Annotated in this window: 7 protein-coding genes; 5 read left to right on the top strand and 2 right to left on the bottom strand. The window is 49.2% G+C overall.

Annotated elements, in window-relative coordinates; genetic code table 11:
* The coding region (locus BLP63_RS16725) for a transposase family protein (RefSeq protein ID WP_139159825.1) at nucleotides 1-204 on the bottom strand (204 nt) is incomplete at its 3' end.
* A gap of 216 nt (nucleotides 205-420) precedes the next feature.
* Nucleotides 421-918, bottom strand: coding sequence for an SEC-C metal-binding domain-containing protein (locus BLP63_RS12155; RefSeq protein WP_092591954.1), 498 nt, complete (start codon nucleotides 916-918; stop codon nucleotides 421-423).
* A 215-nt stretch (nucleotides 919-1,133) separates the two neighbouring features.
* On the opposite strand from BLP63_RS12155, the gene BLP63_RS12150 reads away from it, so the two are divergent.
* From BLP63_RS12150 to BLP63_RS12130, 5 genes are all read left to right on the top strand, one after another.
* Nucleotides 1,134-2,162: an alpha-hydroxy-acid oxidizing protein gene (locus tag BLP63_RS12150; RefSeq protein WP_092591952.1), complete on the top strand. Its 1,029-nt coding sequence runs from the start codon at nucleotides 1,134-1,136 to the stop codon at nucleotides 2,160-2,162.
* A 4-nt stretch (nucleotides 2,163-2,166) separates the two neighbouring features.
* Nucleotides 2,167-3,741 (top strand): carboxypeptidase M32, encoded by a 1,575-nt coding sequence (locus tag BLP63_RS12145; protein WP_092591950.1) that lies wholly within the window; start codon nucleotides 2,167-2,169, stop codon nucleotides 3,739-3,741.
* 102 nt (nucleotides 3,742-3,843) lie between these two features.
* The gene (locus BLP63_RS12140; protein ID WP_092591948.1) at nucleotides 3,844-5,061 is read left to right on the top strand and encodes a 6-phosphofructokinase; all 1,218 of its coding nucleotides are present in this window, start codon (nucleotides 3,844-3,846) and stop codon (nucleotides 5,059-5,061) included.
* A 105-nt stretch (nucleotides 5,062-5,166) separates the two neighbouring features.
* On the top strand, nucleotides 5,167-5,670 hold the full coding sequence (locus BLP63_RS17105; RefSeq protein ID WP_330387150.1) for a peroxiredoxin: 504 nt from the start codon (nucleotides 5,167-5,169) through the stop codon (nucleotides 5,668-5,670).
* Nucleotides 5,667-6,410: a TIGR01906 family membrane protein gene (locus BLP63_RS12130; RefSeq protein ID WP_092591944.1), complete on the top strand. Its 744-nt coding sequence runs from the start codon at nucleotides 5,667-5,669 to the stop codon at nucleotides 6,408-6,410. Before BLP63_RS17105 ends, BLP63_RS12130 begins: the two co-directional genes overlap by 4 nt.
* The last annotated feature ends 14 nt before the right edge of the window (nucleotides 6,411-6,424 follow it).

The following is a 6,424-nucleotide window of genomic DNA, read 5'->3' as shown; positions in this document are numbered from 1 at the left end:
TGTCTTTTTAGACATCAAGGGGAGGTCTTTAATTGTTTGATGTCGATAGTCGTGAATCTTTGAAGTCAATTTGCCACAAGCCGGGCAGTGAGCCTCCTTGGCCTTGGTTGAGATTGTAATTCTTATAAAAGAATCAGAATGGTCGATTTTGTTGATAATACAATCTTTCAAATCTAAGAGTTTACTGGTAGAATGAGGATGCACTTATATCCAAGCCCCTTTCTTTAATGTTTGTCTAGTCAACTAACATTTTAAGGAGCAAAAGATATAAGTGCATTATTTTTTTGAAAAAAATAATGCTGGGGAGGAATCACCCACCCCAACATTTATTATAGAGCCGTTTTTCATTATGCCACTGCATGCTCCAGCCGTTTATTCAACCGCAGAGTTAGCCGCGCAATTAGCAATCTATGCTGCTGTTTACGCGCCGCAGCATTTCTTGTACTTTTTGCCGCTGCCGCATGGACAAGGGTCGTTTCTGCCGACTTTAGCTTCTTTTACTACCGTTTTCGTTTTGTTGAACTCTTTCTTGATCTCTTTTCGCTGTTCTACGGTGAGAATATCATCCCAGGCCGGAAGGTTGAAGAGCCAATCTGCCTTTGCATCCAGCATATTAAAGTAGAGTTTTTCGAAATCGACTTCAGCGTCGATTTCAGTCGTTTCTTCAAGGTCCTCAAGGACGAGGGGCTCGACAAGGCTCGTGTTGATGCCGTCAAGGAAGCCGGCGAATGTCATGGCATCCATGCCGTTCGCTTCTGCGAGGGCAGCTATGGTTCCCGTCAGTTTTGTGTTCTTTTCTCCGAGCATTTTCTCATAGACGCCCTGCTCCTTCAGAAGGTAATCCTGCCAGAAGGCCTGATACTCTTTTTCACTGCGTTCCTGGGCCGCTTGTGCTTCCCATGCTTCGTACAGTTTCAAGCAAAAAACTCCTTTCAAACTTTCACACTTTGATTCTTGTAATCGCTTGCCATTATACCACACCTTACGCGCTTAGAACAGAAGCTAAACCGCAAAATGTGTGTCAGGGTTATCGCGGTACTCTGTCATCCTGCCCGGTAATTTGTTATACTTTTAGAGAGTAAGATTTTTTGCGTCATTTTAACCTCAAGTCCAATTGAAGGGGTGGCTGATCAATGAATTATCAGGAAGTACTGAATAACGCGAAGCAGAACATAGGACCTTACTGTAAGGTCTGCCCGGAGTGCAATGGCATTGCCTGCAGGGGCATGATCCCGGGACCGGGCGGCAAAGGTTCAGGGCTTGGCTTTATCAGAAGCTATCAGGATTTAAAGAAAGTCCGGCTTCAAATGGATACAATTTACGAGCCAAAAGCGGTATCAACAGAAACGACACTATTTGGGAAAAAAGTAGCCTTGCCGGTGTTTGCGGCACCCATAGGCGCAGTGGGCCTGCATTACAGCGACGCCTATGATGACCTGTCCTATTCCAGTGCGCTGCTGAGTGGCTGCCACAAAGCGGGGACAGCTGCTTTTACAGGGGACGGCGTCAAGGATGAGGTTTTCCAGGGCACCATAGAGGCCATTTATGAGCTGGAGGGCTGGGGGATCCCAACCATTAAGCCTTGGAGTTATGAAGAGGTGCTCAATAAAGCAAAGATGGCTGAAGCTTCAGGGGCGTTTGCCGTAGCAATGGATATTGATGCTGCCGGACTGTCTATATTGGCGGCTCAAGGCAAGCCGGTAGCGCCTATGTCCGTGGAGACCCTCTCGAAAATAATCGCTCAGATCAAAGTACCTTTTGTGCTAAAAGGGATCATGACTGCAGAAGGTGCAAGAAAGGCTTTAGAAGCAGGTGCCAGCGGCATAGTCGTATCCAATCATGGCGGCCGGGTATTGGATGAGACACCTTCCACAATTGAGGTGCTTCCTGAGATTGTGGAAGCGGTTGGTGGAAAGATGACCATATTGATTGACGGGGGGGTCAGGACAGGACTTGACGTTTTCAAAGCTATTGCGCTGGGCGCTCAAGGCGTTCTCATAGGGCGTCCGTTCGCTTATGCCATTTACGGCGGTGCAGAAGAAGGCGTCCAGCTTTATTTGAACAAGGTCAAAGCGGAGCTTTCCGAGGCTATGCTGATGACGGGGGCAGGGACCATTGAGGAAATTACACGGGAAAAAGTTTGCGCAAAGCTGGAGCGCTGATCCTATGAAGAGGTCACCTGATAGGCCTGATACGTCTGATACGTCTGATACGTCTGATACGCCTGATATGCCTGACGAGGGCTCAAATACGAAGCAAAGGCTGTATGAATACCTCGAAATCCTGTCCGCTTACCGCCTGGCAATGAATACCATCAATTGGGATCAGTCGGTTTGCGGCGCTCCCGCTGCCGGCGTAAGTTTTAGAAGTAAAGGCTACGGTGTCCTGACCCGCGAACACTATAGGTATCTCATGGCGCCTGAGTTCAGGACGCTTCTCAATGAGTTTTCACTGGAACCGGACAGCCTTGAGGGTGATATTGCACGGGAGTGGCTGGTTGAGCTGGCCCGAATCGAAAAAATCCCCAAGGATGAATACACAGCCTTTATGACTTACATCTCAAAATCTGAGGCAGAGTGGGAAGAAGCCAAGCGGTCCGGCGACTTTGACAGCTGCAAACAGCATTATCAATTCATCTTTGATACGGCGAGGAAGTTTTCTGAGTACATTGGTTATGAAAAACATCCTTATGATGCCTGGATCGAGATGTTCGAACCGGGTATGACGGTTGAAAAGCTGGACCATTTTTTTGGCCAGCTCAGGGATGAAATCGTACCACTCCTTGCGGCGATCAGAGAAAAACTCACAAGCAGCCCAGAGCGCTATGGGTTTCTTTCAAGAACAGTCCCAAGAGAAAAGCAGAAAAGGTTTGCCAAACGACTGCTTGAGGTTTCGGGTTTTGACCTGAGCAGGGGATTTCTTGGTGAAAGTGAGCATCCGTTTACAAATGCCATGTCCATTGATGATGTGCGTATGACGACCCATTATTACGAAAATGAGTTTGTCTCGGCCATTTTCAGTGTCCTCCACGAGGGTGGCCACGGCATCTATGAGCAGAACTTTGAAAGGGAACTTGCCAATACGGGGCTGGATAACGGTTCGTCCTCAGCGGTTCACGAGTCCCAAGCTCGAATGTTCGAAAACGCTTTTGGCCGGAGCAGCTCTTTTTGGTCTGGTCTTTACGGTGAAATGAAGGAAAGCTTCAGCCCGGCGCTGGATGATATTTCGCTGGATGCCTTCGTTGAAGCGATCAACCGGGTAGAGCCCACATTGATAAGAATAGAGGCAGATGAATTGACTTACCCACTGCACATCATGGTACGGTATGAGCTGGAGAAGGCCATTTTCGAAGGTGCGCTTGAAGTTGAAGCCCTTCCGGAGGCCTGGGACAGGCTTATGCGCGCATACCTTGGGGTAGTGCCGGCGCACCATGGTGAGGGTGTGCTGCAAGATGTCCACTGGGCAGCGGGACTGATCGGTTATTTTCCTTCTTATGCACTTGGGAATGCCTATGCTTCGCAGCTGCTCCATTTCATGGGACAAGAGGTCGACATTGACCGGTCCCTCAGGACGCTGGACTTTGGAGAAATACTGGAATGGTTGAAATTCAGGGTTCACGCCCACGGAAAACGGCTGAAGCCTGAACAGGTCATCCTGGAAGCAACAGGGGAAGCTTTTGATCCGCGTTACTATATTCAGGATTTGAAGTCGAAGTATGAAAAACGGTACGGACTCAGGTAAGGACAACACGCAATGCGTTGCACAAATTTTAAAACCAACTGTCATATGAAGACAATTTAGGGTATCAATATTTCAAATGTCATTTGAGGGAGGCGTAAGTTTATGGAATTAAGAGGTAAAGTCCTCGTCGCTCAAGGCGGCGGACCAACGGCAGTCATCAATCAGTCTTTGGTGGGCGCGGTTTTGGAAAGCAGAAAATTTAGCCAGGTCACTAAGGTTTATGGCGCTGAGCATGGTGTGGAGGGCATTGTCAACGAGAATTTTCTCGATCTGACACAGGAGACGACCCATAACCTGGAGCAAGTGGCGAAAACACCGTCTTCAGCCTTATTGTCAACGCGGATCAAACCGGATGAGAAATTCTGCCGCGAAATGTTTGAAATCATGAAGGGTCATGACATTCGCTACTTCTTCTATATAGGTGGGAATGACTCCAGTGATACGGTCCGGATTGTCAACCACTATGCGGAAATCGCCAACTATGAGTTCCGGGCGATCCACATTCCAAAGACGGTAGACAACGATTTGATGATGAATGACCACACGCCGGGCTATGGCTCAGCAGCACGCTATGTCGCCAGCGCGTTTTCAGGCGTCAATCTGGATAACCGTGCTATGGGCGGGGTCTACATAGGTGTCGTCATGGGACGCTCGGCAGGATTCCTGACCGCAGCTGCCTCCCTGGCTCAGAAATATCCGGATGATGGGCCGCATCTTGTCTACTTGCCGGAGCGTATTTTCGACATTGATGACTTCCTCAAGGATGTCAAAGAAGTCTACGACAAGTATGGACGCTGCATCGTGGCAGTCTCCGAAGGCATTGTAGACAAGAACAAGACACCGGTCAGCCAGCTCTCAGGCATGAAGCAGGAATTTGACGCACATGGCAACGTCCAGCTTTCAGGCTCCGGCGTACTCGGAGATTTTCTGGCAGACCTCGTCAAAACGCGGCTCAACATCAGCCGGGTCAGGGCGGATACTTTTGGCTACCTGCAGAGATCCTTCCTGGGCTGCGTTTCAGATGTTGACCAGAGAGAAGCCAGGGAAGTCGGAGAAAAAGCTGCGCAGTTCGCGATCTGGAACCGCGTTGACGGTTCGATTGCCATTGAAAGAACCGGCTTTTACTCAGTGGACTACAAGCTGGTGCCCCTTGAAACCGTCGCGGCGAAGACCCGTCTGATGCCGGATGAGTTTATTAATTTGGCGGGGAACCACGTTACGGATGACTTCAAGTATTATCTCAGACCGCTTATAGGCTCTGGCTTTGAGCAAGCCCATCGTCTGAGGGCGCCAAAAGTTGACAAGGTCGTCTTCAAATAGGCCGGGACAGTCCCGACTAAGATAACAGAAAAAATGAGAAGCATCATAAACAAAAATAATATCAAAAATGTCAAAATGACGTCAGTCGCCCCGTGCTAAGCGGGGATGACTGGCGTCATCCATATGAGGGAGGCAAGTGAGATGATTCAAGTTGGTGAAATGGTACCGGAAATCGAACTGGAGGGTACAAACGGCGCGTCAGTTTCGTTGAAAGCCTTTTCGGATCAAGGCAAAAAACTCGTACTCTTTTTCTACCCCAAAGACAATACCTCTGGCTGAACGACCGAAGCGCTCGAGTTTCGGGCACTGAAAAAGGAATTTGAGGCCTTGGGGGCTGAAATTGTAGGCATCAGCAGGGATTCCATCAAGTCCCATCATAAATTCATTGAGAACCAGGCATTGGATTTCCTTCTTTTAAGCGATCCGGAGCAGGTCGCCCATCAAAGTTTTGGTGTCATGAAAGCGAAAAAGATGTATGGCAAAGAGGTGGTGGGGGTGGACCGTTCGACCTTCGTCTTTGATGAGGCCGGAAAGCTGATTCACGCGTTCAGGGGCGTCAAAGCTGCCGGGCATGCTGAAAAAGTTCTGGAGGCACTGAAGGAACAATGATGGGCGCAGGCAGACCACAAACTTCGCCTGCACTTGCCCTGCCGGGATACGCAAAATGGCTGCTCGTTCTGGTCATGGCCGCAGCAGCCAATTTGTTCATTTTAAGTTTGAGCATTGATGTATTTTCCATGAGCCGCGGCTATTATGACCAGGAATTCGAAAAATTGAATACGGTTGAGGTGACAGGTCTATCGAAGGCGGAGCTCGGGGGCGTCTCTGACATGATCATAGGCTACCTCAAGGGGCAGGAGGCGTCGTTCCAATATACCATAGAACGCGAGGGAAGGCAGGTCGAGCTGTTCAATGAACGTGAGCAGACCCACATGGTGGATGTTCAGGACCTGTTTTTTCTCAATGGCCGGATACGGATGATCGCTTTAGCGGCGTTCGCTCTGGCAGCCTTTGTCTCGGTGCAGCTCGCCGGGGACCGTCAAAGTGTGCATAAAGGTATGATGGGCGCCGGACTCCTTGGTGCCGTCGCGGCAGGCGGACTTTTGATCCTGATAAATATTGATTTTACCAAATATTTTACGCTGTTCCACGAGATCTTCTTTGACAATGATCTTTGGCTGCTCAACCCTGAAACGGATTTGTTGATTGTGATTTTGCAGGAACAGTTTTTTGTGGATATTGCAGTTCGGATCTTTGGTTTGTACATTGGGCTGAATGCGGCAGTGGCGGCCATAGGCTGGGGACTCTCCCAAAGGATGAAACGCGTGGGGCGGACCAGACAAGCTTAAACGCAGCAAAACAA

Source organism: Acidaminobacter hydrogenoformans DSM 2784 (assembly GCF_900103005.1).
Classification (GTDB): Bacteria; Bacillota; Clostridia; order Peptostreptococcales; family Acidaminobacteraceae; genus Acidaminobacter; species Acidaminobacter hydrogenoformans.
The sequence above is the reverse complement of the archived record's forward strand: the minus strand, read 5'-3'. Positions and strand labels throughout refer to the sequence as shown.